Raw genomic sequence first — 22,537 nt, 5'->3', positions numbered from 1 at the left:
ACCGCCAGTGTAGTCCGGGTGAGCGGTGGGAGGGGCGCGGGAATCGGATGCGGACGCCTCCGTCGAGAGCTCAGTTGGACTCGGCGAACTCCATGAGCCGGCCACCCCGGCGCTGGAATGCGATCGATCCGACGCCGACGCCGATCACCAGGACGGTGAGTCCGATCGCGATGCCGCCCCACAGCGCCAGCGAGGCCGCCTCGATGTCGGTCGTCAGTGCGACCCATCCCCACCAGAGCGCTGGCGCGCTGAGCACGAGGGCTCCGAGCATCACGAACGACTGGGTGAGCGCGCTCCCCGACCCGACACGCGGCGGCTGCTGGAAGGGGCTCTCCCCCGGTCTGCTCGCGGGGTACGGCCAGACGACCGACGAGATGCTCGAGAGCCCGAGCCCCGTGAGGAACAGCGCGGTGCACACGCCCGCCATCGCGGGCAGCAGCGCCCATCGCCCGTGGAGCGAGATGGCGAACGGAATCGCGATCGCGAGCGTGGGAATGCCGATCAGGAGGATCGGCACGAGGCGCCCGATGCGATCGGAAGACCCCCGGATGCCTGCGGCGAAGTGCATCCAGACCGCCGTCGAATCGTACGCGAGGTCATTGTGCGGAAGCCAGCCGAGGAACAGCGCCGCGAGTGGCACGGGTACCAGGGCGAGGAGCTCGGGCGGGACGCCGGCGATGGCGAGGGGGACGACGGTGAGGGCTGCCGCGATGGGGACAACGATGAGATTCGCGAGGTGGCGGCGGTCGCCGAACCAGTAGATGAGGCTCCGAGCGGCGATGGCGCCGCCCGGCGTGCCCGGGGCGACAGCGAACCAGCCCAAGCCGCCGCGCTCACGACTCGAGACCGGCCGCTCGGTGCTGCTGAGGATGCGGCGCACGAGCCACACCCACACCGCCGCGAGGACGACGATCGTCCCGAGGGCGATGAGCAGGCTCAGCCATGCGTCCGCCGAGCCCGGCGTGTGAAGACCCGGGAACGCGACCGCGGCCCCGAGGGGTGTGATCGCCAGCACCTCGGCAGCCTCCGTGAGCTGAGTCGGGACCACGCCGTTCCATTCGAGGGAGGCGAGGAAGACGGCCACCGGAACCACGACCACGAGGATCGTCAAAGCGAAGAGCCCGGAGAGCTCGCGAGAGCGCCGGTCCGCCAGGAACATCGACGTGAGCGCCAGGAAGACACGGGCGATGAGCACGCATGTGGTCACCTGGAGGATGGCGCCGGCCACGGCCGCGCCCCACGACGTCCCGTGAGCTACCCACACGACCGCGGCGCAGCCCGAGAAGGCCGCGAGGACGAAGATCGGCACGCTCACGTACCCCACAACCCCGAGCACGCCGGCAAGTCGCACCGGTGGAAGCCCGAAGACCGTGAACCGACGGGGATCCAGCGGATCGGTCACCCCGGCGATGAGCGGCGCGAGGACGAACCCGAGCGTGACCGCCGAGCCGCCGAGCACCGTGACGGCGAACATGACCGGCTCTGCGGCATCCGCAAGGGTGAGAAGCGCCCGGCATCCTGCGACGGTCGCGACCCCGAGGATGACGAGGCCGACGACGACCCGCGTCATATGCCGGCGGTCGCCCCGCAGACTTCCGATGAGAAGCGAGAGCCTCAGTCGGAGAAGGTGTGCAGCCACTCGAGGCCCTCCACGTCGCTGAGGCCCCCTGCGAGCTCGACGAAGCGCTGTTCGAGCGTGAGCTCGCCGCGCACTTCGTCCACGGTGCCCTCCGCGAGCACCTGACCCGCGACCATGACGGCGACGCGTGTGCAGACCCGCTCGACCAGCTCCATGCCGTGACTCGAGAGGATGACGGTGCCGCCGTGGGCGACGTAGGCCGAGAGGATATCCAGGATCACGGCGCCGGAGACCGGATCGACGGACTCGAACGGCTCATCGAGTACGAGCAGTCGTGGCGAATGGATCAGCGCGCCCGCGAGCATCACCTTCTTCACCATGCCCGCGGAGTAGTCGGAGGTCGTCCGTCCGAGTGCATCGGCGAGATCGAACGCGCGCGCCAGGTCGGCGATCCGGCTCTCGACCGTGGCTGAGGGCAGTCCGCGAAGGACGCCGTAATAGTAGAGCAGCTGGCGGCCGGTCAGCCGGTCGAACGTGCGCAGGCGATCCGGCAGCACGCCCATGAGCCGTTTCGCCTGTGTCGCGTGGGTACGCGCGTCGATTCCGCCGACATGGATGGAGCCGCTGTCCGGACGCAGCAGCCCCGAGATGAGCGAGAGCGTCGTGGTCTTTCCCGCGCCGTTCGGGCCCACGAGTCCGTAGAACGTCCCCGCGGGCACGGTGAGGTCGATCCCGTCGACTGCGCGGGTGTCGCCGAAGCGCTTGCTCACGCCGCGGAGCATGAGCGCCGCGGGCGCCGTCGACACCGCCTCCTCCAGGACGACGGATGCCGCGAAAGGGTCCGTGATCTCGTTGGCCTCCGGTTCATCGAGGGCGACCACGTCGAGAACGGGCTCGGGAGATGTCTGGGTGGCGGTCAGCGCGGCAGCCGTCGCCGCTGCCGTCGGTCCGCGGTCCCACTCGGTGTCCGGTTCGATCGCCGCCTCGTCCTCGTCGTCCTCCCCGGGGCTCACGAAGGGCTCACTGACCTCGACGTGCGCCTCCAACTCGGGGGCGGTATCGGTCTGCTGCGTCTGATCGGCGGTCGTCGCCGGCGGCACGGGCAGGGGCGGGCGAGGCGGGATCACGATATCTGCGGGGTACCCCTCTGGAGCGGGCGAGACGAGGTCCGGCGGAAGCGGCGGAGGAGGGCCCGGGTTCGGCGCTGCGTCGACCGCCGCGGGCAGCCCCGGGCTTTTCGCCCCGGCACCGGCGCGAGGCGAGCGAGGCGATCGAGGCGCGTTGCCGCTCTTGGGAGATAGGGGAACGATCTGGGCTTCCTCGACCTCGGCGACAGTCCCGTCCGGGTCATCCGGAAAGGTGTCGCTCGGCATCGGCAAGGAGGCTGTCACCGGTCAAACCTACCAACTCGGCTTTGAGATGCACGGGGGTGGACATCATGTTTTCCCACGTCTAGCAGACGTGGTCATGTCACAATCCGACAACGGAGGGCAGGCATTATCCACCCTCACAGGTGGTTTCGCTACCATGTACCAGGCACGAAGGAGTGTCGGTTCGGTTAATCGACCGTGCACTTCCACACTCCAGGAGCAGATCTTGACTCTTCAGACCGTCATCCTCGCGGCCGGCATGGGCTCACGCCTCGGCCGCAGCCTGCCCAAACCGCTGACCGAGCTCAACGACGGCCGCAGCATCATGCAGCAGCAGCACGACAACATCCGTGCTGCGTTCGGGTCCACCGCCCGGATCACGACGGTGGTCGGCTACCGCGCTGAGACGATCGTCGAGGCATTCCCCGAGGTCGACTACGTCTACAACGACCGGTATGACCAGACGAACACGTCCAAGAGCCTCCTTCGCGCGCTCAACGCGACGGGACGCAGCGGTGTCCTGTGGATGAACGGCGACGTCGTCTTCGATCCCCGCATCCTCGGTCGTGCGATTGCTCTCATCGAGCGCGACCGGTCCTTCGTCACCGTCAACACCTCGAAGGTGAGCGACGAGGAGGTCAAGTACACGACAGCGGCCGACGGCTCCATCAAGGAGCTCTCCAAGACGGTCGTGGGCGGCATCGGCGAGGCAGTCGGCATCAACTACATCTCGAGCGCAGACAAGAAGGCGTTCGTCCGCCAGCTCAGCAGAGTCGATGACCAGGACTACTTCGAGCGCGGCCTGGAGCTCGCAATCGCCGAGGACGGCGTGCGGCTCGAGCCGCTCGACATCTCGGACCTGTACGCCGTGGAGGTCGACTTCGCAGAAGACCTCGAGCGGGCGAACCTCTTCGTCTGACGTCGTCAAGCCCCCGCGCACTCCCCGCGGTCGCTCCTAGGATCGGGCTGATGTCCGAACAGGTGCACCGCATTCACTCACTCCCCGACGGCTCCCCCTGGGTGGGCGGGCTGCCGCCGGTCGGCTCCGACGAGCATCCGACGACGGTCCGGGCGCTCGACCGGGTGCTCGCGATCCAGCGGCCGGTCGTCCTCGCGCATCTGCGCAGCATCCGGCTCCGGCATCCCACTGCCTCCCCCACCGAGATCGTCCGCATCCTCGAGCGCCGCTACCTCACGGCGGTGACGACAGGCGGTGCCGCGGTCGGGGCGACGGCCGTCGTCCCGGGTATCGGCACGGGCGTCACGCTCGCGCTGAGCGGTGTCGAGACGCTCGGGTTCCTCGAGGCGACCGCGCTCTTCGCTCAGTCCGTCGCCGAGGTCCACGGCATCCCCATAGACAATCCCGATCGCGCCCGAGCGCTGGTCCTGGCCCTCATGCTGGGTCAGGAGGGAGTCGCGCTGGTCTCACAGCTCGCGGGTCAGGCGACCGGCAAGGGCTCCTCCCGCGACAAGTACTGGGGCGAACTCGTCACCAAGACGATTCCGCGCGCCGCGGTGGGTCCGCTGGTCGATCAGCTCAAACGGTCGTTCATGCGGAGCTTCGCCGTGCGGGGCGGGGCCTCCTGGATCGGCAAGGCGCTCCCCTTCGGCATCGGCGCTGCCGTGGGCGGAGCGGGCAACAACATCCTCGGGAGGCGGGTGCTGGTGAGCTCGCGTCGGGCCTTCGGCATCGCTCCCGCGGATCTGCCCCTCGAACTCGAGCCGCGCCCCGGTGCCGCAAGGCTCGAGTACGCGGCAGAGCGAGGCATCCGGCGAGCAGGCGGCGCCGTCGTCGGCGGCCTCACGCGCGGCGCGCACGTGATCGGGTCGGCCGGCCGCCGCGGGCCGAAGAGGAACGATGACGCCGGGGTCGCGGCGCTCGATCCCTCGCTCGACCCCGACGACCTCGGCGACGACTGAAGCCGCTCTGCCGACACGGCGGATCGATCCGGCCTCGCCCGTGCCGGGTGGGCCGGTGCGGCAGGCTAGCCGTCATCTCGCGGCCCGGAATAGTCTCGAACCATGGACAGCACTCTGGCGTGCCTTGGGGCGTGGATGCCGCGGCAGCGGTGGTATGCCGCAAAGGGAAGACTGCCGAGCCTTCGTCTCGTCGCATGGTGGGACCTGCCCTCCGCCGACGCGACGGTGCGCACGTTCCTGATCGCGGACGAAGGCGCTCTGCCCGTCGTTCTGTACCAGATCCCGGTCGTCGCCCGGTCGACGGCCGAGGTGGACGCCCACCCCGACCACATCATCGGCAGCCCCGAGCCCGGGACGACCTTCATCGACGGGCCCTTCGACCCCGCGTACACGACGGCGCTGCTGCAGCTCATCATGGAGGGCCGCGAAGCGACGGGTCCCGGCACGGTCGTCGTCGGGCGCCCCGCCGGGCCGAAGCCCGCCGCGATTCCCCACCGCGCGACCGTGCTGGCCGGCGAGCAGTCGAACACCTCCCTCATCTACAGCGCCGACGAGGGGGGCACCCCGGTCATCTGCAAGGTGTTCCGCCAGCTGCATCCCGGTCTGAACCCCGATATCGAACTCGGCACGGCGCTCTCAGGTGCGGGATCCCCGCACATCGCCCCGGCGATCGGGTCGATCGAGGGCCGCTGGCCGGACGATGCGACAGCACAGGGCAGCCGCGAGGGCTCGCTCGCCTTCGCCCAGGAATTCCTCCCCGGGGTCGAGGATGCCTGGCGGGTGGCTCTGCGCTCAGCGGCAGCAGGCGAGGACTTCGGTGGACCCGCGCGGGCCCTCGGCGCCGCCACCGCCGAGGTGCACACGCTGCTCGCCAAGCTCTTTCCGACCCGGGCGACCCTTCGCGAGGACCGGGACGGCGTAGCGGAGTCCTGGCGTCGGCGGCTCGCGATCGCGATCGCCGAGGTGCCCGCGATCGCCGAATGGCAGGAGTCGATCGAGGCGGTCTACGCGCGAGCTCTCGAATCGGAATGGCCGCCCGTGCAGCGCATCCACGGCGACTACCACCTGGGCCAGGTGCTGCAGCATCCCACCCGCGGCTGGGTCCTGCTGGACTTCGAAGGCGAGCCGCTGCGGCCGATGTCGGAGCGCAGGAGGCCCGACCTCCCCCTTCGCGACCTCGCCGGCATGCTGCGATCGTTCGACTACGTGGGCGGCTCCATCCGGCTCGACCACCCGGCCAGCTCCCGAGAGTCCGTACGGGAATGGGTCAGGACCGCTCGGCGCGGATTCCTCCAGGGGTACGCCGAGGTGTCGGAGGTCTCCATCGACGCACAGCTCGAGCTCCTGCGCGCCCTCGAGCTCGACAAGGCCGTGTACGAGGCGATCTATGAGACACGCAACCGGCCCACCTGGGTGTCGATACCGCTGCGGGCGGTGACGCTCCTGGTGGAGCGTCCTGCCGCCGTGAGCTGAACGGCGCCGGCGGCGGTCAGTCGTCGAAGTCCGCCTCGTCCTCGACATCCTCCTCGGAGTCGTCGTCCTCGGATGAGGCGTGCCACTCGTCCCAGGCTGCCATGAGGCGGGCGATCGCCTCGTGGAAGCGACGGGTCGAGGTGCCGTGGGTGGTGTCGCCGAAGTAGCGCGCCACCCATTCGCTCAACCGCCCGACCGCATCCGGGTCGCGGAGAACGCGCTCCGTCTCTTCGACCACGCCCGGCGCCGCGTCGGCATCCAGCCACTCGCAGTCCGAGAGGTACCCGTGCATGTCGACGACCGCTGCAGGGTCGACAGGGCGGGTGATGAGCAATGGCCGCCCTGCTGCCAGCCTGTCGTAGACCATCGCCGAGATGTCGACGATGGCAACGTCTGCGGCGGCCAGCTGCCAGCCCAGCTCCGGTCCGTCGTCGTAGATGTGCTCGGCGCCGGGATCGGACCTGTTGCCCGCGGCCAGTGCCGCGATGATGCGCTGGTTGGCCGCTCCGTACGAGTGGTGCACCACCCCCGAGCGGGGGTGCGGCCGATAGATGACGCGGTGGCGGCCGGTGGCGAGAAGCGCCGTCACCAGCGCCTCCCCGTGCGTCTCTATCGACCCGTAGTGCGCTGAGGGGCGATCGCCTTCCCAGGTCGGCGCGTAGAGCACGACCGTGCGCTCGTCGGGGGCATAGGGCAGTGCGCCCGAATAGTGGTCAGCCTGAGGGCGGCCGATCTGGATGGCCCGCTTGTCGAGCTCGTAGTCCCACAGCACCCGGGAGAGGCGCTCCCGGGCGGCATCCCCCGCGATCAGGGCGTAGTCGTACGCCTTGAACTGATTGGTCGTCATGTACGACTTGTCGGACTCGCCGTGGTTGATGAAGACATGCCAGCGGCGCCCGTAACGGAACATCTGGAAGTTGCGGGTGTTCTGATTCACATACAGGACCACCCGGATGTCCTGCTTCGCGATGAAGCGTTCCAGGTCGCGCACGGTCGGCACGAATGCGACAGGGGGCGCGTCCTCGGCCAGCAGCGCCTGCGCACCGGTCGCCGAGCGGCTCAGCACGACAACGGGCCAGAGCTTCGACAGCTCCGCCAGAGGCTTGTACCACTGACGCATCTGGTACATGTTGACGGCGCCATCGGCGAAATAGACCGCCACCTGGTAGTGGCCGACCGGATGCTCGGGCCGCACCGCGAGAGTCCGGCGGACGTCCTGCACCGCCGTGCGATTGGCCAATGCCTTGCCGAGGAGCTTGGTCGCTCGACGTCCATCCTCAACCACGCCCACCCCGTCAGCCTACCCGGGGGCCCGCATGCCATGATCGACGGATGCAGTCGTCAGAGTCCGTGCGCAAAGACGCGCCCGCCGTCCCCGACGACGCCGGCGTCACCTTCGTCATGCCGGTGCTCAATGAGCGCGGCTACCTGCGGCGCGCCGTTGAGACAGTCCTCGCCCAGGAGGTCGACGGTCCCTTCGAGCTGATCCTCGCACTGGGTCCGTCGACCGACGGAACCACCGACCTGGCACGGCGGATCGCCGCGGAAGACGAGCGCGTCGTGCTCGTCGACAACCCCGCCGCCGACATCCCCATCGGCCTCAACACCGCGATCCGCGCCGGTCGCTACCCGACCGTCGTCCGGGTGGACGCGCACTCGGAACTGCAGCCCGATTACACCCGCAATGCCCTGGCCACGCTCACGCGCGTCCGGGCCGCCAACATCGGCGGCGTGATGCGCGCCGACGGCCGCACGCCCTTCCAGCGGGCGGTCGCGCGCGCCTACAACTCCCCCGTGGGACTCGGCGGCGGCGCCTACCACGGCGGCAGCAGCGAAGGCGAGGCCGAGTCGGCCTACCTCGGGGTGATGAGACGCGCGGTGCTCGATGAGGTGGGACTCTTCGACGAGTCGATCCGCCGCGGGGAGGACTGGGAGCTCAACCTGCGGATCCGCCGCGCCGGCTATCGCGTCTGGTTCGACCCCGCCCTCTCGGTGACCTACTGGCCGCGCGAGAGCTGGACCCGCCTCGCGCGGCAGTTCCATGCCACAGGCCGTTGGCGCGGGGAGCTCGTGCGCCGCTTCGGCCGCGGGAACTCGCTCCGCTTCTTCGCGCCGCCCGCGCTCGTGATCGACATCGCGCTCAGCATCCTCGTCGGCGTCCTCCAGCTGACGGGAGTTCTGACAGGGTGGTGGTCGGCTGCCGCATCCATCGTCCATCTTCCGGTCCTCGCGTACGTCGCCCTCATCGCCGTGTGGTCGATCGGACCCGGAGGCGGGCGCGGATGGCGCGACAAGCTGTGGACGGCCGGCGTCCTGCCCACCATGCACCTGACCTGGGGCACCGGCTTCCTCGCCGGTGTCGCGCGCGGCGCGCACGACACCGTGGACACCTCGCGGCTCGGCGACCGCAACACGCCGCTGCCGTAGCCCTCTTGAGCCCGGCCCTCGCCTCAGCGCGGGTCAGCGCCGGCCCTCGCCTCAGCGCTGGTCGCGGTCGATGTACCCCTGGTCGAGGATCCGATCGACCACTCGCTCGGCGGCACGGCCGTCGTCGCGCGAATTGAACTTCTCCCGCCACGCCGCGTACTTGCCGGCGAAGCGCCCGGTGTCGCCGTCAGCGATCGCCGCGATCAGCTCGTCCTGGGTCTGCACGACCGAGCCCGGCGCGTGCGCGACGAGATCGAAGTAGAACCCGCGCAGTTCGCCGCGATAGTGCTCGATGTCGGGCACGAGGAAGTACATGGGCTTGCCGGTCACGCTGAAGTCGAACATGACCGAGGAATAGTCGGTGATGAGCGCGTCGGCGGCCAGCAGCAGGAGCGACGTATCGGGGAAGCCCGTCACGTCGACGACCCGGGGACCGGACACATCGCGTCCCTCGGGCAGGGTGCGGGAATGACCCCGCACGAGCACCACGGAATCCGTGGCCTCGGCGAGCACCGCCGGATCGATGAAGTCGACCATCTCGGATCGATCGTCCCGCCACGTGGGCGCGTAGAGGAGCACGCGATCGGCTGGACGGATGCCGAGTGCCTGGCGCGTCTCGGACGCGTCGCCTGTCGTCAGCACATCGTTGCGCGGGTAACCCTCGACCCAGACTGGCCGGGTGAGGAACGCGTAGGCCTTGGCGAGGATGCGGGCGCCGTACGGGTTCTGGGCCAGGAGCACGTTCCATCGCCGGGACTCCCGTGCGACCGCGGCCATACGTCGCGGGTCGAACCCCGGGCGGTGCAGCGCCAGTCGCTTGAGGGGCGTCCCGTGCCACGTCTGCAGGACGACCTGGCCCTTGCGACGCTCGAAGCGGCGACGCAGCCAGTCATTGACGATGAGCAGACGGGCAGACCCCCGGGCGCGCCACCACTCGGGACTGCCTTCCACCACAGGTACAGCCCCCTCGGGCACGCGCACCGAGAGATCGACGACGCTCCAATAGCGCGTGATGCCGGGCACTCGCCGGGCGAGTTCACGGTCGATCGCGAGCGGGTTGCAGCTCGCGTTCCGGCCGTAGAAGCTCTCGAAGAACACCGCGTTCTCGAGCCCCTTGGGCCTTGTGGCATAGCGGCGCTCGAGCGCCGCCTGCGCCTCACCCGAGTCATAGGCGGGGTCGACCGGAGGGCCGATGCGAACCGTGCGACCGTCGAACGAGGCGCGGAGGGTTCCGAGCTGTGCGATCGGCACCGCCGGGGGCGGCTCGGCATTCCCACCGTCGGCGTGCTCCACGACGAGGGCATAGTCGCCTGTGGGCAGGGGCAGCTCCGGCCCGCCCCACCGCGCGGCGCGCAACGGCAGGACAGCCTCCCACTTCACGCCATCGCCGCTGATCTGGGCTCCTGCCCGTGCTCGCGCACCCCGCAGCTCGATCGAGGCGGGCTGCGGTCCGTCGCCGGTCAGCATCAGCGCGGCGCCCGCGTCGCTGGAGAAGCGCGCGTCGGTCATCGGTTTCCTTCCTGAGGGCCTGCGACAGCGAGCCGGGGGCTTGGGGCGGAGCCCCATTGGGGATCTGCGACAGCGAGCCGGGGGTTTGGGGCGGAGCCCCGTGGGGCCCCGAGGCCGGCCAGAATCGCACGGTACACCCGAGTGGTGCTGCCGCCGTCACGATAGGCGTGCACCCGCCTGTCGAGCCGGCGCGCGCGGTCGAGCGCGGCATCCCGCACCGCATCATCGCCGAGGAGGGCGTCCAGCCGCTCGGCTGCGCTCCCCCAGTCGCGGACCAATTCGTCACCCGCGACCTCGGCGTACGTGCCGTAGAACCCGCGACGCCGCGCGTAGGCCTCGACGTCGGGTGCGAGGAACACGACGGGAAGCGGCACGAGCGACGAGTCGAAGATCAGGGACGAGTAGTCCGTCACGAGCGCGTCGAGCGCCGGCAGGAGCGGTGTGACGTCGGCCACGAGGTCGCTTCCCAGCGAACGCACCCGCTCGGTCGGGACGGGTGGGCGGTACTCGCCGGCCCCGAGCGGATGAGACCTCACGAGGAGGACCGCATCGTGGCGCTCGAGGATCTCGAGGAGGGCGCGCCACTCTGCCGCCGAGGGGACGGCCGGATCGGGCTCGCCATCACGCCAGGTCGGTGCGTACAGCAGGAGCCGTGAGGCGGGGTGGAGCGGTCCCGCGGCAGCGTCGATCAGCTCCCGCGCCTGCGATCGGCGGGCCGCGCTCGTTCCGCGCGACAGGACATCGACCCGCGGCTCGCCCGTGACCGGAACCCGCTGATCCGGCAAGCCGAAAGCCGACTCGAGCCGGCCTCGCACGACGTGCGACGCCGCCGGAAGCACCCGTATCCGACGCGCTGCGCGGCGGTACGCGATCGCGAGCATCCCGCGTGCGATGAGCGACAGGATGCCGCGCCCCAGTGCCGCGGGCGGCCGCAGCGTCTCGGCCGAGTCGAGCCCGATCCGCTTGAGGGGGATGCCGTGCCACAGCTGGACGACGAACGCGCCGGTGACGGCGTAGCGATTCACATCGCCGAAGCCATGGGTCACGACCACCACGCGCGCACGCGCCGTGCGCCAGAACCCCCGCAGGGAGTGCTTCGGGATGGACGGGATGCCGCGAGCTGCAGCATCCCGAGCCTGCTGAGGAGTGGCCACAAGCCACACCGCTCGCTGACCCTCGTCCCGAGCGACCTGCCAGAGCTCGAGCGCGCCATCGGCGATGCCCACGGCACAGCCGAAGACCCATTCGCCGTCGCGGCGGCGAGGGATGAGGAGTGTCGCGAGGCGCCCGCCTGCATACAGCGGAAGTCGGGCCAGCTTCGCCGCGTTGCCCGCGCCGAAAGAGAAGGACGCCACCCCGCGAGCCTATCGCGGGGTGGCGTCCTGCCTGAGATCGGCGGCTACTCGCCGAGCGTCCCCAGCGTCACATCGGTGGTCTTCTCGACATCGCCGCGCACATAGGTGAGGGATGTCTTGCTTCCCCCGGCCTGGGCGCGCACCTGAGCCGTGAGGTCGGTCGCATCGGTGATGGGCACGCCGTTGAACTCGACGACCACATCGCCCTCCTGCAGGCCGGCCTCGGCGGCGGCGCCGCCGGCGACAGCCTCCTTGATGTAGGCACCGGTCGTCGTGGAGCCTTCGATGGAGGCCGCCGGGAGGACGTTGGCACCCAGCAGGCCATGCGTCGCCACGCCGTTGTCGATGAGCTCACCCGTGATGCGCTTGACGATGTCGGACGGGATCGAGAATCCGACGCCGATCGACCCCGACTGACCCGCAGAGCCCGCCGTCGCGATCGCCACGTTGACCCCGATGAGCTTTCCCTCGCCGTCGACGAGCGCGCCGCCGGAGTTGCCGGGGTTGATCGCCGCATCGGTCTGGACGACCGCGATCGAGATGGTCTCGTTCGACTGCGGAGTCTGGTTGCCCTGACCGAAATCGAACTGGAACGGACCCTGGTCGCCGTTGTCCGGGGGCGTCTGGTCCTCGGAGTCGCCCGTGTCGGGTGCCGCTGAGGACGCGATCTGGATGGATCGGTTGATCGCGCTCACGATGCCGGTGGTCACGGTGTTCGAGAGGCCCAGCGGCGCTCCCACGGCCATCGTCGCATCGCCGACATTGAGATCGGACGACGAGGCGAAGTCGATCGTCGGCAGGTTCTTGGCGTCCTTGAGCTTGATGACGGCAAGGTCGTAGGTCGGGTCGAGACCGACGACCTCGGCGTCGTAGACGCTACCGTCGGCGGCAGTGACGCGGAGCGTCGCGCTGGAGGTCGCACCGTCGAGGGTCACGACGTGCGTGTTGGTCACGACGTAGCCGTCCTGGGTGAGGATCACGCCGGATCCGGTGCCGCCTCCGGAGTCGCCGGTGGCGGAGATGGTGACCACCGCGGGCACGACCTTCGCGGCGATCGCGTTCGTCTGGGTCACTGAGTCGGTGTCGTTGACGACGACGGTCTGGGGCCCTGCGGCCGGCCGATCCACCGTGTCGCCGAACAGATCGATGCCCGCGACAGCACCGCCGAGGCCGGCTGCCCCGCCGACGATCGCCGCGGCGACGATGAGCCCGACGACCTTGCCTGCGCCGGACTTCTTCTTCGGCGCCGGCGCGGGAGCGGGACCGCCCGAAGGCGCCGATCCTGACGGGGGCTGGCCGCCCCCGAGCGGAAGCGTGGGCTGAGTCTGGCCTGCAGCGGGCCCGAACGACGAGGCGTAGGGCTGACCGGGGTGAGGAGCGTACCCGGGGTGCCCGCCCTGCCCGGGCTGGGGCGCCTGGCCCGCGTACTGAGGCTGCTGCTGGCCATACGGCTGCTGCTGGCCATAGGGCTGCTGCGGCGGCCCCGGGTAGGTGCCGGCGGGGCGAGCCTGCGACGGGGGCTGCCAGCCTGCGGGAGGCTGGGTGGGCACCCCGCCCTGCGGCTGACCGGTGCCCGCCGGGGCCTGAGGCGGTGCGGCCGGAGCCGGCGGCGTCGCGGGGAGGCCGTTCCGGTCGGCGGGGTCTGCGGGACGTTCGCCCGTTGTGTCAGTCATGGGGTGCTCCTTCTCGACAAGCGCTCTCACTGTGACGCCGCTTGCTGTGCGTTTCTTATGGGCCCGTTGGGACTCGTCTATGCGAGTAGCCTGAACCGGATGCGAGACATTCCGGGCGCCTGGCGGCGCACCGCCGCAGGTGCTGGGCTCATCGGTGCGGACGGCAGAGCCCGCCCCACCATCTTCGCGGAGATGAGCGCACTCTCGGTCCACACCGGCGCACTGAATCTCGGCCAGGGCTTTCCCGATGAGGACGGCCCTGCCGCCGTGCTCGATGCTGCACGTGCGGCTATCGCACACGGTGCCAACCAGTACCCGCCGGGTCGCGGCATCCCGGATCTGCTCGCGGCGATCGCCGAGCACCAGAGCCGCTTCTACGGACTGTCGCTGGATCCGGCGCGCGAGGTGCTGGTGACAGCGGGCGCCACAGAGGCGCTCGCCGCCTCGCTGCTGGCCCTCATCGACGGCCCCGATGACGAAGTGGTGGTGTTCGAGCCCTTCTATGACTCGTACGCGGCAGTGGTTGCGCTCGCCGGCGCTCGGCTCGTGACGGTTCCGCTGCGCTGGCCGGACTTCCAGCCCGATCTCGAGCGCATGCGGGATGCCGTGACCGATCGCACGCGCGTCATCCTCGTGAACGATCCGCACAATCCGACGGGCGCGGTCTTCACCGGCGAGGTGCGCGCTGAGATCGTGGCGCTCGCGCACCGGCACGACGCGATCATCATCACCGACGAGGTGTACGAGCATCTCGTCTTCGACGGTCCGCACGTGCCGATCGCCTCTCTTCCCGGCGCCTGGGATCGGACGATCTCCATTTCGTCGGGCGGCAAGACGTTCTCGACCACGGGCTGGAAGATCGGCTGGGCGACGGGACCGGCGGACCTGGTGGATGCGGTCCTCGCTGTCAAGCAGTGGCTCACCTACGTGAGCGGAGCCCCTTTCCAGCCCGCGACAGCGGTGGGGCTGCGCCTCCCCGACTCGTTCTTCGAGGGCATCGCGGCAGCGCTCCGAGTGAAGCGCGACGTTCTCGGCTCAGGCCTGGTCGCCGCCGGCTTCGAGGTGTCAGTACCGGCCGGCTCGTATTTCACGGTCGCGGATGCCGGTCCTCTCGGGGCGACGGATGCCGGTGACTTCTGCCGAGAGCTCCCCCACCGCGCGGGCGTGGTCGCGATCCCGCTCACCGCCTTCACCAGCGAGCGGCATCGGAACGACTACGCCACCCTCGTGCGGTTCGCCGCGTGCAAGCGGCTCGATGTGCTCGACGAGGCCGCCGAACGGCTGCGCACACTCGCGGGCTGACTCAATCGCCGGGTACGACCTTGAGCCTCCGCAGAACCAGCGACGGGTTCACCCGTCGGACGCGGTCGATGGCGGAGAGATCGAGGTGCGCCACGGTGACCCCGGTCCCCGTTCCCAGAGCAGCGATCTGCACGCCCTGCGGGTCGATGATCATCGAATGCCCCACGCCGAGCGGCGGCGGGTGGTCCGCGGCGGCGACGAAGACGGTGTTCTCGATAGCGCGCGCGTGGAGCAGGGTCGACCAGTGGTGCTCCTTGAGCGGACCCCGCACCCACTCCGCCGGCACGAGGAAGACATCCGCCCCGGCATCCGCCAGCAGACGCCCGACCTCGGGGAAGCGCAGGTCGTAGCAGGTCATCAGGCCGAACCGCAGTCCGCCGACCTCGAACGTCTCGGGGGTCCCGATGGCGCCGGGCTGGATCCAGTCGGACTCCCGCTGGCCGAACGCGTCGTACAGGTGCAGCTTCCGGTAGGTCGCGATGACGCCGGAGGCGGCCACGGCGACCAGCGTGTTGCGCACGCGCCGGTCATCGTCCGCTCGTTCGAGCAGGCCCGCCACCACGACAACATCGTGCGTGGCCGCCACCGTCGCGAGACCGCGTGTGAACGGACCGACGAGGTCTTCGGCGTTGGCGCGGAGCGACTCGTCGAACGGGTCCACGAAGTAGCTCGAGTACTCCGGGAAGACGACGACCCGGGCACCCCGCGCGGATGCCGTCGCGGCGAGGTCCGCGATGAGCGCCAGGTTGGCTGGGGCGTCGGCAGTGGGTGAGAACTGTGCGACGGCGATCGGGAGAGTGCTGCTCATCGGGCGCTTCCGTCCGCGCTCTGACGGCGCATGAGGATGGGTGAAACGATCCACAGCATCGCGATGAGGAGGCCCAGCACCCCTCCGACGACAAGGGCGGCATCCGTGCTGAGGACGACGTCGAAGACGAACGCGACGACGCCCACGACGAGCGCCGCAACCGTCGCCATGGCGATCATCAGCGCGAAGTGACCGTAGGCGACGACACCCGGCTTCATCAGACGCCGGAAGACACCGCGGTGAAGCGCGACCGGCGCGAGGGCGATGATCGTGCTCAGGGCTGCCAGCACGACCAGGACGAGGTAGAAGGCACGCTGCCCGTCGGACAGATCGGCGAAGGTCGGCTGGAACGCGAGGGCGAGCAGAAATCCGCTCAGGATCTGCGACCCGGTCTGCAGCACGCGCAACTCCTGGAGGACGTCGATCCAGTTGCGGTCTGCCCGCTCCGCCGGACTCTCATCGCGTCCGTCGTGGGCCGCGTCGCGCGCGGGATTCCGACGGGGAGAAGTCATGTCCTCATCCTTGCCCGCCAGCGGTGCGGCGAGCAAGGATCCCGACCCCGTGGCGACAACCACTCAAAACCCGTGATAGAGTTTCTTCTTGTGCCGCGGGGTGGAGCAGCTCGGTAGCTCGCTGGGCTCATAACCCAGAGGTCGCAGGTTCAAATCCTGTCCCCGCAACGAAAAGAAGAAGGCGTCCCGAAGGGGCGCCTTCTTTTTTCGTTGCGTGACCGGCCCTTTGCACCGCACTTCAGGCGGTCCCGCGCCGCAGAGGCTCCGCGAATCGCGCCAGCGATTCGTGGAGGAGCGGCGTGGCCAAATCCTGTCCCCGCAACAGAATGAAGAAGGCGTCCCGCAAGGGGCGCCTTCTTCTTTTGCCGTTCGACCGGGGCTTTCCGGGGGGCGCTGCATTGCCCGGCAACGTCTACTCGGGCGGATCGAGGGCCTGGCCGAGCTCGCCCATGAAGCGGGCCACGACCTTCAGCTCCGCTTCGTCGTATCGCTCGGCGACATCCCGCATGGCTCGAAGGCGAATACTGAAATGCTTGTAGAAGTCATCACGCGATGCCTGGGTCAGCACGACGATGCGCGCACGACCGTCGTGCGGATGGCGTCTGCGCTCCAGGTGCCCCGAGAGCGTCAGTCGGTCGAGCAGCTTCGTCGTCGAAGCGGTGGAGATCCGGAGGTGATCAGCGAGGTCATGCGGACTCACGGTCTCGCCCCGCCGCTCGCGCAGGATGAGCATGCGCAGGGCGGCGATGTCGGTGGCGTTCATGTCCATATCGCCCTTCATGCCGCTGTGCATGCGGTCCATGGCGTCGCTGAGGGCCTGGATGGCCCTCAGGACGCCCATGACCGCGTGGTCACGGGGCGTCAGCGGTTCCCAACGCTGAGACATGTAGACACTTCCTCCTGTTCACTTGTATCATCGACCACACCAGATTGCTAGATAAACTAGTGAAAACCTCAGGAGGGCACCACAGTGACCGATACCGATCATGTCGTCCTCTTGGACGATGACGGCCGCGAGATCGGCACCGCGCTGAAGAGCAGCGTGCACGGCACCGACACTGCGCTGCACCTTGCATTCTCATGCCACGTCGTCAACAGCGACGGTCACGTGCTCGTGACACGCCGCGCTCTCGGCAAGACCACGTGGCCGGGCGTCTGGAGCAACTCGTTCTGCGGTCACCCCCGCCCCGCTGAGCCGGTGCTTTCAGCGGTCCATCGTCGCGCAGACTACGAGCTGGGCATCAGCCTCACCGACATCGAGCTCGCACTTCCGCTCTTCCGCTATCGCGCCACGGATGCCAACGGCTACGTGGAGCACGAGCTGTGCCCGGTCTACACCGCGCTGACTTATGACGACCCGACGCCGAACCCGAGCGAGGTCGTCGACACGATGTGGGTCGAGCCCGCCGACCTCGCCGCATCCCTCGAGGCGACACCCTGGGCGTTCAGTCCGTGGCTCGTCCTGCAGGCCGAGCAGCTTCACCTGTTCGACCGGACCTCGCCGCACGAGCGACGACGAGCATCGTGATCTCACTTCCACCGGCACCCTCCGCGGCGATCGACGACGCGATCGATGAGGCGATCGGCCGTATCCAGGCCCGTTCCTCGGCGCAGGGAGGCTCGCTCCGCGCTCTCGGAGGCGCGATTGCCCGGGCAGCGGGCGGCGGCAAGCGATTCCGCCCGGCTCTGGTCGCCGCCGCTTTCGAGGCGTGCGGGGGTGACGGCGCCGCGCAGCCTGCGCTCTACTCCGTGGCCGCGGCATTCGAGCTTCTGCACACCGCGTTCGTCGTCCACGACGATGTGATCGACCACGACACCGTGCGGCGGGGCATTCCGAACGTCGGCGGTGAATTCCGGCTGCGCGCGCGATCGCAAGGTGCTGACGCCGCCGGAGAGGCGCTCCTCGGCGATGCGGCCGCGATCCTGGCCGGCGATCTCCTGCTGCACGAAGCTGTTCGGCTGGTCGCCCTGGCCGAGATCAGCGCCGCCCAGCGAGAGGCGCTCCTGGACCTCTTCGACGACGCCGTCCTCATCTCGGCCGCCGGCGAGCTCGCCGATGTCGAGCACGCCGTCGCGCAGGACTGCGCGGATCCGGATGCTCTGCTCGCTGCTGCCCACAACAAGACCGCCGTCTACTCGTTCACCGCGCCCCTCTGCGCGGGGGCTGTCCTGGCCGGTTCGCCGGTGGAGGTCGTCGCGGCCCTCGAGCGCGCAGGCGGCCACCTGGGACTGGCCTTCCAGCTGGCCGACGACCTGATCGGAGCCTTCGGCTCCCCCGCACAGGCGGGTCGGGCGGCCGGTGGAGATCTGCGCGAAGCGAAGCGCACGCCGCTGATCGCTCTGGCCCGCGAGTCCGGCATGTGGAATCGCGTCAGCGACGCGCTCGCCGTCGCACACACGGGTCCCATCGCCGTCCGCGAGGCGCAGCAGGCGCTCGACGACAGCGGCGCACGCACGCGGCTGCTCGCGCTCGTCGACCGGACACTGGCAGAGGCACGGGACGCGGCATCCGACCCGGCCCTGCCCGCAGCCGCTAGCACCCTCGTGGCCCAGCTCGCGCACGCCATCGCGGAGCGTGTGCCGTGAGCGCCAAGCCGAGCCCAAGCAGGGGCCAGCAAGCCGGGGGTGTGGGGCGGAACCCCGTGACTGCGGCGACCGGGCTGGAGCTCTACGATCGGACGGCACAGGATGCCGCAGCCGCTGTGATCGCCGCGTACTCCACCTCTTTCGCACTGGCGTGCCGGATGCTCGGGCATCGGGTGCGCCCGCACGTGCGGAATGTCTACGCCCTGGTGAGGGTCGCCGATGAGATCGTGGACGGACCCGCTGCGGCTGCCGGCCTCGACGCCGACGCCGAGCGAAGGGTGCTGGACGAGCTCGAGGCCGAGACGCTCGCGGCCATCGATCGCGGCTTCAGTGCGAACCTCGTCGTCCACGCGTTCGCCCGCACGGCGAGGGAGTGCGGGATCGGAGAGGACCTCATCCAGCCCTTCTTCGCCTCGATGCGCACCGACATCACGACGGCGGACCACGACACCAGGTCGCACGACGAGTACGTCTACGGATCGGCGGAGGTCGTCGGCCTGATGTGCCTTCAGGCATTCGTGAACGCCGGCGAATCCGAGCCTCGGCAGCCCCCGCCGGATCTCGTGGAAGGCGCACGGCGCCTCGGCGCCGCGTTCCAGGACGTCAACTTCCTGCGCGACCTCGACCACGACGCCGGCGAGCTCGGCCGCGACTATCTCGGCGCCTCGTCGCGATCCGAAGTGCTCGCACGGATCGATGCCGACCTCGCCTGTGCGGCCGCCGTCATTCCCCGCCTCCCCAAGGACTGCCGTCGGGCGGTGACCGCGGCCCACGATCTCTTCGCAGAGCTCGCGGTCCGACTCCGCCGCGATGACCGTCAGACGTCCCGCGTGCGCGTCCCCGACCCGGTCAAGGCGATTCTCGCCGCGCGCGCCTGGATGGGGTTCTCGCCGAGGAGTGCGCGCGCATGACCCGAACAAGAACCTCCCGTCAGGCGGGACGCGCCGTCATCGTGGGCGGCGGCATCGCCGGCCTCGCCACCGCGGCCCTGCTCGGGTCCGAGGGGTGGGACGTCTCGCTGTTCGAGGGCCGCGACGAGGTGGGTGGACGCGCCGGCTCGTGGGAAGCCGACGGCTTCCGCTTCGACACAGGGCCGAGCTGGTACCTGATGCCCGAGGTCTTCGACCACTTCTTCCGGCTGCTCGGAACGTCGGCGGCTGAGGAGCTCGATCTCGCTCCCCTGACCCCCGCGTACCGGGTGTACACCCAGGGCGAGGAGGCTCCTGTCGACGTCGTCTCGGGTCGGGCCGCGGCGACCGGCCTGTTCGAGAGCATCGAACCGGGAGCCGGGGCCAAGCTGAACGCCTACCTCGACTCGGCGGGCGACGCGTACGACCTCTCGATCTCGCGCTTCCTCTACGACTCCTACGAGACGACGGCTGCCCTCCGCGACCCCCAGATGCTGCGCAGGCTCCCCCAGCTCGCTCCGCTGCTGACCCGGCCGCTCGCCTCGCACATCGAGCAGCGCTTCACCGACCTCCGGCTGCGGCAGATCCTCGGCTACCCGGCCGTCTTCCTCGGCGGGTCGCCCTATGGCGTCCCGAGTCTCTACCACCTCATGAGCCACCTCGACCTCGACGAGGGCGTGCTCTACCCGCGCGGGGGGTTCACCGAGATCATCCGTGCGATCGAGCGGCTCGCTCGTGCGCGCGGCGTTGTGATCGAAACCGGTGCGGAGGTGCTCAGCATCGAGACGCAGGATGCTGTCGCCACGGGCATCCGGGTGGCTGATGGCCGCGTGATCGAGGCCGACCTGGTGGTCTCGACGGCCGACCTGCACCACACCGAGACACGGCTGCTGCCGCCCGAGCTGCGCTCCTACCCGCAGCAGTGGTGGGATAAGCGCACCCCGAGCCCGGGGGCGCTCCTGCTGCTGCTGGGAGTCGAGGGAGAGCTGCCCCAGCTCGCCCATCACACGCTCCTTTTCACGCGTGACTGGCGCGAGAATTTCGAGCGCATCTTCGGGCGGGCGAGCGGCATCCCTGATCCCGCCTCGCTGTATGTCTGCAAACCGAGCGCGACCGACTCGGGCGTCGCACCCGCCGGCCACGAGAACATCTTCGTACTCGTACCCGTCCCCGCTGATCCGCGCCTCGGCCACGGCGGCGAGGACGGCGACGGCGACGCGAGCATCGAGACGGCGGCCGACGCCGTCATCGCCCAGCTGTCGGAGTGGTGCGGCATCCCCGATCTGGCCGAGCGCATCGTGGTGAGAAGGACCATCGCGCCGGGTGATTTCGAGGCCGACCTGCACGCATGGCGAGGGAACGCCCTCGGTCTTGCCCACACGCTGAACCAGAGCGCCGTGTTCCGCCCTCGCAACGTCTCGAAGCGGGTGGACGGCCTGATGTATGCCGGCGCCTCCACGCTCCCCGGGATCGGCCTGCCGATGTGCCTCATCTCGGCGGAGCTCGTCGTGAAGCGGCTGCGCGGCGACCGCTCCCCCGGACCGCTGCCCGAGCCCGCGGCGGCGAAGGTCTGACGGTGCCGGGGCTCTACCTCGTCGCACTCCTCGTTTCGTTCGCAGGCATCGCCATGCTCGACCTGAGGTGGCGCCTGGCATTCCCCGTGGCACCCGGACGCACCTCGGCGGCGGTGGCGATCGGCACGGGCTTCTTCCTGCTCTGGGATGCGGTGGGGATCGCGTCGGGCGTCTTCGTGAAGGGCGACAGTCCCCTGCTCGTCGGCCTCGACCTCGCCCCGCATCTTCCTGTGGAGGAGCCGGTCTTCCTCGCCTTCCTCAGCTATCTCGCGCTGGTCGTGTGGGCGGCCGCGCTCCGCGTGGCCGCACGTAGGGCGCGGCGCCAGGAGGCGGAGCCGGCAGCATGACCTATGCGCTCCTCATCGTCCCTTTCGCAGTGGCGACGCTCGCGGTGACGCTCGCGACGATCCGACGCCCGGATTTCGGCAGGAGAATGGCGGCGTGCGCCGTCGCAGCCGTGGTGCTCGTGCTGCTCACTGCCGTCTTCGACAACCTCATGATCGCGGCCGACCTCTTCACGTACCCGGTCGAGAACATCAGCGGCCTTCGCATCGGGCTCGCGCCACTCGAGGACTTCTCGTACCCTGTGTGCGCGGCGTTCCTGGTGCCCGCGGTCTTCACCCTTCTGCCCTCCCGGAGGCCTGCGTGACAACTGCCGAACCGCTTCGGGCGCGATCGGTCGTCCGCGAGCTGTTCGTGGCCTCGCGCCCCGTCAGCTGGATCAACACGGCATACCCGTTCGCCGCCGCCTACCTCATGACGACGCGGGAGATCGATACGCCGCTCGTCATCGGCACCCTCTTCTTCCTCGTGCCCTACAACCTCGCGATGTACGGCATCAACGACGTGTTCGACTACGAATCCGATCTCCGCAACCCTCGCAAGGGCGGCGCGCACGGGGCCGTGCTCGATCGCCGGATGCATCCGATCACCCTGTGGGCGGCGGGCCTCGGCTGCCTTCCGTTCGTGGTCTATCTCGTCGCGATCGGCTCACCCCTGTCGTGGCTGGTCCTGGCGATCAGCCTCTTCTTCGTCGTGTTCTACAGCGCGCCGCCCCTCAGGCTCAAGGAGCGTCCCTTCGCGGACTCGGTCACGAGCAGCATCCACTTCTTCTCACCCGCCGTGTACGGGCTGGTCCTGGCCGGAGCGGTCTGGACCTGGCAGCTCGCCGCGGTGATCGTGGCCTTCGCCCTCTGGGGCGTCGCATCGCATGCGTTCGGTGCGGTTCAGGATGTCGCAGCCGACCGCGAGGCGGGCATCTCGTCGATCGCCACCGCTCGGGGACCGCGATGGACCGTCTGGTTCGCGCTCGCCTGCTACGCCGCGGCCGGGCTCGTCATGCTGCTGACCACGTGGCCCGGCCCGCTCGCGGCCCTCCTCGCCCTCCCTTACCTTGCGACCGTGTGGCCGTTCCGCTCGGTCACCGACGAGACCGCGGATGCCGCCACCAGAGGCTGGAGCCGGTTCCTCTGGCTCAACCAGCTCACGGGGTTCGGTGTCACGCTGCTGCTGATCTGGTACTGGTTCCTGACGGCATGAGC

General features: G+C 69.6%; 21 protein-coding genes and 1 tRNA gene. 13 read left to right on the top strand and 9 right to left on the bottom strand.

Annotated features, from left to right (window positions below; all coding sequences use genetic code 11):
- Positions 1–70 precede the first annotated feature (70 nt).
- Complete coding sequence (locus tag AC1DP3_RS03235; protein WP_477291229.1) at positions 71–1,639, bottom strand: hypothetical protein; 1,569 nt, start codon at positions 1,637–1,639, stop codon at positions 71–73.
- Complete coding sequence (locus AC1DP3_RS03230; protein WP_477291227.1) at positions 1,615–2,970, bottom strand: ABC transporter ATP-binding protein; 1,356 nt, start codon at positions 2,968–2,970, stop codon at positions 1,615–1,617. The genes AC1DP3_RS03235 and AC1DP3_RS03230 overlap by 25 nt, the downstream gene beginning before the upstream one ends.
- 205 nt (positions 2,971–3,175) lie before the next feature.
- Here AC1DP3_RS03230 and AC1DP3_RS03225 point away from each other — a divergent pair, with 205 nt between their 5' ends.
- The 3 genes from AC1DP3_RS03225 (at position 3,176) to AC1DP3_RS03215 (ending at position 6,342) form a co-directional block, all read left to right on the top strand.
- A complete protein-coding gene (locus AC1DP3_RS03225; protein ID WP_477291225.1) occupies positions 3,176–3,868 on the top strand; it encodes a phosphocholine cytidylyltransferase family protein in 693 nt (230 codons plus the stop codon).
- A 50-nt stretch (positions 3,869–3,918) separates the two neighbouring features.
- Entirely contained in the window at positions 3,919–4,869 is a 951-nt protein-coding gene (locus AC1DP3_RS03220; RefSeq protein ID WP_477291223.1) for a hypothetical protein, read from the top strand.
- A gap of 102 nt (positions 4,870–4,971) precedes the next feature.
- Positions 4,972–6,342, top strand: coding sequence for a maltokinase N-terminal cap-like domain-containing protein (locus tag AC1DP3_RS03215; RefSeq protein ID WP_477291221.1), 1,371 nt, complete (start codon positions 4,972–4,974; stop codon positions 6,340–6,342).
- A 16-nt stretch (positions 6,343–6,358) separates the two neighbouring features.
- On the opposite strand, the gene AC1DP3_RS03210 is transcribed toward AC1DP3_RS03215, so the two are convergent.
- Positions 6,359–7,633, bottom strand: a complete 1,275-nt coding sequence (locus tag AC1DP3_RS03210) for a CDP-glycerol glycerophosphotransferase family protein (RefSeq protein WP_477291219.1) — start codon at positions 7,631–7,633, stop codon at positions 6,359–6,361.
- A 41-nt stretch (positions 7,634–7,674) separates the two neighbouring features.
- Here AC1DP3_RS03210 and AC1DP3_RS03205 point away from each other — a divergent pair, with 41 nt between their 5' ends.
- Entirely contained in the window at positions 7,675–8,769 is a 1,095-nt protein-coding gene (locus AC1DP3_RS03205; protein ID WP_477291217.1) for a glycosyltransferase family 2 protein, read from the top strand.
- Between the two features lie 51 nt (positions 8,770–8,820).
- Here the strand turns inward: AC1DP3_RS03205 and AC1DP3_RS03200 are convergent, their stop codons facing one another.
- From AC1DP3_RS03200 to AC1DP3_RS03190, 3 genes are read right to left on the bottom strand one after another with little or no spacing between them, the layout of a single operon-like run.
- Positions 8,821–10,278 (bottom strand): CDP-glycerol glycerophosphotransferase family protein, encoded by a 1,458-nt coding sequence (locus tag AC1DP3_RS03200; protein WP_477291215.1) that lies wholly within the window; start codon positions 10,276–10,278, stop codon positions 8,821–8,823.
- Positions 10,275–11,633 (bottom strand): CDP-glycerol glycerophosphotransferase family protein, encoded by a 1,359-nt coding sequence (locus AC1DP3_RS03195; protein ID WP_477291213.1) that lies wholly within the window; start codon positions 11,631–11,633, stop codon positions 10,275–10,277. Before AC1DP3_RS03195 ends, AC1DP3_RS03200 begins: the two co-directional genes overlap by 4 nt.
- A 44-nt stretch (positions 11,634–11,677) precedes the next feature.
- Positions 11,678–13,306 carry a S1C family serine protease gene (locus AC1DP3_RS03190; protein WP_477291211.1) on the bottom strand — a complete coding sequence of 543 codons (1,629 nt, stop codon included), beginning with the start codon at positions 13,304–13,306 and terminating at the stop codon, positions 11,678–11,680.
- A gap of 99 nt (positions 13,307–13,405) precedes the next feature.
- On the opposite strand from AC1DP3_RS03190, the gene AC1DP3_RS03185 reads away from it, so the two are divergent.
- Positions 13,406–14,608, top strand: coding sequence for an aminotransferase class I/II-fold pyridoxal phosphate-dependent enzyme (locus AC1DP3_RS03185; RefSeq protein ID WP_477291209.1), 1,203 nt, complete (start codon positions 13,406–13,408; stop codon positions 14,606–14,608).
- 1 nt (position 14,609) lies between these two features.
- Here the strand turns inward: AC1DP3_RS03185 and AC1DP3_RS03180 are convergent, their stop codons facing one another.
- The gene (locus tag AC1DP3_RS03180) at positions 14,610–15,416 is read right to left on the bottom strand and encodes a carbon-nitrogen hydrolase family protein (RefSeq protein ID WP_477291207.1); all 807 of its coding nucleotides are present in this window, start codon (positions 15,414–15,416) and stop codon (positions 14,610–14,612) included.
- Positions 15,413–15,928, bottom strand: coding sequence for a DUF6328 family protein (locus AC1DP3_RS03175; protein WP_477291205.1), 516 nt, complete (start codon positions 15,926–15,928; stop codon positions 15,413–15,415). Before AC1DP3_RS03175 ends, AC1DP3_RS03180 begins: the two co-directional genes overlap by 4 nt.
- A gap of 94 nt (positions 15,929–16,022) precedes the next feature.
- On the opposite strand from AC1DP3_RS03175, the gene AC1DP3_RS03170 reads away from it, so the two are divergent.
- Positions 16,023–16,096: transfer RNA gene (locus AC1DP3_RS03170), tRNA-Met, on the top strand.
- 244 nt (positions 16,097–16,340) lie between these two features.
- On the opposite strand, the gene AC1DP3_RS03165 is transcribed toward AC1DP3_RS03170, so the two are convergent.
- A complete protein-coding gene (locus AC1DP3_RS03165) occupies positions 16,341–16,814 on the bottom strand; it encodes a MarR family winged helix-turn-helix transcriptional regulator (RefSeq protein ID WP_477291203.1) in 474 nt (157 codons plus the stop codon).
- Positions 16,815–16,898: 84 nt separating this feature from the next.
- Here AC1DP3_RS03165 and idi point away from each other — a divergent pair, with 84 nt between their 5' ends.
- The 7 genes from idi to AC1DP3_RS03130 are packed head-to-tail and all read left to right on the top strand — an operon-like array spanning position 16,899 to position 22,535.
- Entirely contained in the window at positions 16,899–17,456 is a 558-nt protein-coding gene (idi, locus tag AC1DP3_RS03160; RefSeq protein ID WP_477291201.1) for an isopentenyl-diphosphate Delta-isomerase, read from the top strand.
- Positions 17,453–18,514, top strand: a complete 1,062-nt coding sequence (locus tag AC1DP3_RS03155) for a polyprenyl synthetase family protein (RefSeq protein WP_477291199.1) — start codon at positions 17,453–17,455, stop codon at positions 18,512–18,514. The genes idi and AC1DP3_RS03155 overlap by 4 nt, the downstream gene beginning before the upstream one ends.
- A 56-nt stretch (positions 18,515–18,570) precedes the next feature.
- On the top strand, positions 18,571–19,425 hold the full coding sequence (locus AC1DP3_RS03150) for a phytoene/squalene synthase family protein (RefSeq protein ID WP_477291197.1): 855 nt from the start codon (positions 18,571–18,573) through the stop codon (positions 19,423–19,425).
- Complete coding sequence (gene crtI, locus AC1DP3_RS03145; protein ID WP_477291195.1) at positions 19,422–20,996, top strand: phytoene desaturase family protein; 1,575 nt, start codon at positions 19,422–19,424, stop codon at positions 20,994–20,996. Before AC1DP3_RS03150 ends, crtI begins: the two co-directional genes overlap by 4 nt.
- 2 nt (positions 20,997–20,998) lie before the next feature.
- A complete protein-coding gene (locus AC1DP3_RS03140; protein ID WP_477291193.1) occupies positions 20,999–21,343 on the top strand; it encodes a lycopene cyclase domain-containing protein in 345 nt (114 codons plus the stop codon).
- Positions 21,340–21,645, top strand: a complete 306-nt coding sequence (locus AC1DP3_RS03135) for a lycopene cyclase domain-containing protein (protein ID WP_477291191.1) — start codon at positions 21,340–21,342, stop codon at positions 21,643–21,645. Before AC1DP3_RS03140 ends, AC1DP3_RS03135 begins: the two co-directional genes overlap by 4 nt.
- A complete protein-coding gene (locus tag AC1DP3_RS03130) occupies positions 21,642–22,535 on the top strand; it encodes a prenyltransferase (protein ID WP_477291189.1) in 894 nt (297 codons plus the stop codon). The genes AC1DP3_RS03135 and AC1DP3_RS03130 overlap by 4 nt, the downstream gene beginning before the upstream one ends.
- The last annotated feature ends 2 nt before the right edge of the window (positions 22,536–22,537 follow it).

The organism is Microbacterium sp. P5_B6 (genome assembly GCF_056400345.1).
Note: the sequence above shows the minus strand (reverse complement) of the source record. Positions and strands in the feature narration are given on the sequence as shown.